The organism is Enterobacter sp. CM29, assembly GCF_013179605.1.
Classification (GTDB): domain Bacteria; phylum Pseudomonadota; class Gammaproteobacteria; order Enterobacterales; family Enterobacteriaceae; genus Enterobacter; species Enterobacter intestinihominis.
Genome location: NZ_JABMCU010000285.1, coordinates 1 through 3,827, shown reverse-complemented (window position 1 = coordinate 3,827; position 3,827 = coordinate 1). Strand labels below are relative to the sequence as shown.

Here is a 3,827-nt window from a genome sequence, read left to right as displayed (position 1 = left end):
GACATCACGTCCTGATACGCCGACACCAGCTTGTTACGTACCTGCAACCCCATCTGCAATGACACCGACGCTTTTTGCAGATCGGCCATCACATCGTTGAGCGCCACGCCGGGTTCACCGAGGGTAAATCTCTCAGCCTGGGTACGGGCCGCGTTTTGCTTATCGCTGATCCGGTCCAGCGCCGCATGCAGTTGACCGGCGAAGCTAATGCCCTGCGGCTGGTCAGCCACGCTCTGATTACGGGCGGTCATCGCCGTTGCCTGTAACTGACTGAGTACCCCTTCAATGCCCTGTATAGCCATGACTCTCCCCTGGATGGTTTTTTACGAGGTCAAGACTAACAGCTTGTCAATAAGATAATGGCGGTAAATAGCGTTAAAAAACCAGGTTATTTAACGCATAGAAAATCCCGAATCATCAAATAATGGCAGGGCCATCAGTATGGAACTTTTGTCGTGTTTGCCGACCCGGGAGTCAGTTTTGTTTCTCTACACGAATAACGTAAACCACCAGGATTTAAGAGGTGCGCAATGAGTGCGACAGCAGCATCGACAGCGCCGCAGAATAAATCACTCGAGTGGATGAACCGCCTTCGCGCCAACCCTAAGATCCCGTTGATTGTGGCAGGCGCTGCCGCCATTGCGATCGTTGTCGCGATGGTCTTATGGGCAAAAAGCCCGGATTACCGCACGCTCTACAGCAACCTTTCCGACCAGGATGGCGGTGCCATCGTCACCCAGTTGACCCAGATGAACATCCCGTATCGCTTTGCCGATAACGGCGGTGCGCTTGAAGTGCCGGCAGATAAAGTGCACGAGCTTCGCCTGCGTCTCGCCCAGCAGGGGCTGCCGAAAGGCGGCGCGGTTGGGTTTGAACTGCTGGATCAGGAAAAATTCGGCATCAGCCAGTTCAGCGAGCAGGTTAACTACCAGCGCGCGCTGGAAGGTGAGCTGGCCCGTACGATTGAAACCTTAGGCCCGGTGAAAAGTGCCCGCGTGCACCTGGCGATGCCAAAGCCGTCCCTGTTTGTTCGCGAACAAAAGTCCCCTTCTGCCTCTGTGACGGTTAACCTCGAACCCGGTCGTGCGCTGGATGAAGGGCAGATCAGCGCCGTCACGCACCTGGTCTCCAGTGCGGTAGCCGGTCTGCCGCCGGGTAACGTTACGCTGGTGGATCAGAGCGGTCACCTGCTGACGCAGTCCAACACCGCCGGGCGCGATCTCAACGACGCCCAGCTGAAATACGCTGCCGACGTGGAAGGCCGTCTCCAGCGTCGCATCGAAGCGATTCTGGGCCCGGTGGTGGGCAACAGCAACGTGCATGCGCAGGTCACCGCGCAGATTGATTTCTCGAATAAAGAACAGACCGAAGAGCAGTACGCCCCGAACGGGGATGCTTCTCGCGCCGTGTTACGCTCGCGTCAGATCAATGAGACGGAACAGGTCGGTGGCCAGTATCCTGGCGGTGTGCCGGGTGCGCTCTCTAACCAGCCTGCGCCTGCCAACGCCGCGCCAATCTCCACGCCGCCGGCCAACCCGCAGAACGGTCAGCAAACGAATCAGCAGACGACCTCGACCGCGAACAGTGCCGGCCCGCGTAACAGCAGCCGTAACGAAACGACCAACTACGAAGTCGACCGGACTATCCGCCATACCAAACTGAACACGGGCGATATTCAGCGTCTCTCTGTTGCCGTGGTGGTGAACTACAAAACGCTGCCGGACGGTAAACCGCTGCCGCTCACGGCGGAGCAGATGAAGCAGATCGAAGATTTGACCCGCGAAGCGATGGGCTTCTCTGAAAAACGTGGCGATACCCTCAACGTTGTGAACTCACCGTTCAACCCGGTGGATGAGACCGGTGGCGAACTGCCGTTCTGGCAACAGCAGGCGTTCTTCGATCAGCTGATGTCCGCAGGCCGCTGGCTGCTGGTGCTGATTGTCGCGTGGCTGCTGTGGCGTAAGGGTGTCCGTCCTCAGCTTCAGCGTCGCGCTGAAGCCGAAAAAGCTGCGCTGGAACAGAAGAACGCGCGTCCGGACGAGGAAGAAGCGGTTGAAGTTCGTCTCAGCAAAGATGAACAGATGCAGCAGCGCCGTGCTAACCAGCGTATGGGCGCAGAGGTGATGAGCCAGCGCATTCGCGAAATGTCAGATAACGATCCGCGCGTCGTCGCGCTGGTCATCCGCGGTTGGATGGGTAACGAACATGAGTAATACGCTTACAGGCACCGATAAGAGCGTCATCCTGCTGATGACCATTGGCGAAGATCGCGCGGCGGAGGTGTTTAAACACCTCTCTCAGCGAGAAGTGCAGATCCTCAGCGCGGCGATGGCCAACGTGCGCCAGATCTCCAACAAGCAACTGACCGAAGTGCTGGCGGAGTTTGAGCAGGAAGCCGAGCAGTTTGCTGCGCTCAACGTCAACGCCAACGAATACCTGCGCTCCGTGCTGGTTAAGGCGCTGGGCGAAGAGCGCGCCGCCAGCCTGCTGGAAGATATTCTCGAAACGCGCGACACCGCCAGCGGGATCGAAACGCTCAACTTTATGGAACCGCAAAGCGCCGCCGATCTTATTCGCGACGAGCACCCGCAGATTATCGCCACCATTCTGGTCCACCTCAAACGGGGCCAGGCGGCCGATATTCTGGCGCTGTTCGACGAGCGCCTGCGCCACGACGTGATGCTGCGTATCGCCACCTTCGGCGGCGTCCAGCCAGCCGCGTTGGCGGAGCTGACCGAAGTGCTGAACAACCTGCTCGACGGCCAGAACCTCAAGCGCAGCAAAATGGGCGGCGTGAGAACGGCAGCGGAAATCATCAACCTGATGAAAACGCAGCAGGAAGAGGCGGTTATTACGGCGGTGCGCGAGTTCGACGGCGAACTGGCGCAGAAAATTATCGACGAGATGTTCCTGTTCGAAAACCTGGTCGAAGTGGACGATCGCAGCATTCAGCGCCTGCTTCAGGAAGTGGATTCGGAGTCCCTGCTTATCGCCCTCAAAGGCGCCGAGCAGCCGCTGCGCGAGAAGTTCCTGCGCAACATGTCCCAGCGTGCGGCCGATATCCTGCGCGACGACCTGGCCAACCGTGGCCCGGTGCGTTTGTCTCAGGTGGAGAACGAACAGAAAGCGATCCTGCTTATTGTTCGTCGTCTGGCAGAAACCGGCGAGATGGTGATTGGCAGCGGAGACGACACCTATGTCTGATGAACTGTCGTGGAAGCGCTGGACGCCTGACGACCTCTCCCCTCCCACCGCAGAGTTCACCCCTGCCATAGTGTCGTCCGATGAGGGCGACGCCGGGGCGGGCGTGCCCGAGCTGAGTGAAGAGGAACAGCGCGCCCAGATGCTGGCCCAGATGCAAATGCAGGCGCACGAGCAGGGCTTCAACGCCGGGATGAACGAAGGCCGTCAGACCGGGCACGCACAGGGTTATCAGGAAGGGCTGGCGAAAGGTTTAGAGCAGGGCATTGAGCAGGCGCGCCAGCAGCAGGCGCCGCTGCATGCCCGCATGCAGCAGCTGGTGAGCGAGTTTCAGCACACGCTGGATGCGCTGGACAGCGTGATTGCCTCGCGCCTGATGCAGATGGCGCTGGAGGCGGCCCGTCAGGTGATCGGCCAGACGCCGGTCGTGGATAACGCCGCGCTGATTAAGCAAATCCAGGGGCTGCTCCAGCAGGAGCCGCTGTTCAGCGGCAAACCGCAGCTGCGCGTGCATCCTGATGATTTGCAGCGCGTGGAAGAGAGCCTCGGCGCGACGCTGAGCCTGCACGGCTGGCGGCTGCGCGGCGATCCGTCGCTCCATCACGGAGGCTGTAAGGTCTCGGCGG

The 3,827-nt window shown here is 59.7% G+C and carries 4 protein-coding genes; 3 read left to right on the top strand and 1 reads right to left on the bottom strand.

The annotated features are described in order from the left end of the window. Positions 1-302 (bottom strand): flagellar hook-basal body complex protein FliE (gene fliE / locus HP459_RS21880; protein WP_171936831.1); only part of this gene is annotated, 302 nt, incomplete at its 3' end. Positions 303-530: 228 nt separating this feature from the next. Between fliE and fliF the strand changes: the two genes are divergently transcribed. The 3 genes from fliF to fliH form a co-directional block, all read left to right on the top strand. After that, positions 531-2,213, top strand: a complete 1,683-nt coding sequence (gene fliF, locus HP459_RS21875) for a flagellar basal-body MS-ring/collar protein FliF (RefSeq protein ID WP_022648549.1) — start codon at positions 531-533, stop codon at positions 2,211-2,213. Further along, on the top strand, positions 2,206-3,204 hold the full coding sequence (gene fliG / locus HP459_RS21870; protein ID WP_003859608.1) for a flagellar motor switch protein FliG: 999 nt from the start codon (positions 2,206-2,208) through the stop codon (positions 3,202-3,204). Before fliF ends, fliG begins: the two co-directional genes overlap by 8 nt. Beyond that, a partial coding sequence (gene fliH / locus HP459_RS21865) for a flagellar assembly protein FliH (protein ID WP_171936830.1) occupies positions 3,197-3,827 on the top strand: 631 nt, incomplete at its 3' end. The genes fliG and fliH, both read left to right, overlap by 8 nt.

Excerpts from the sequence above, each read along its gene's own strand:
- fliF (WP_022648549.1), top strand. The coding sequence starts at position 531 with ATGAGTGCGACAGCAGCATCGACAGCGCCGCAGAATAAATCACTCGAG.
- fliG (WP_003859608.1), top strand. The coding sequence starts at position 2,206 with ATGAGTAATACGCTTACAGGCACCGATAAGAGCGTCATCCTGCTGATG.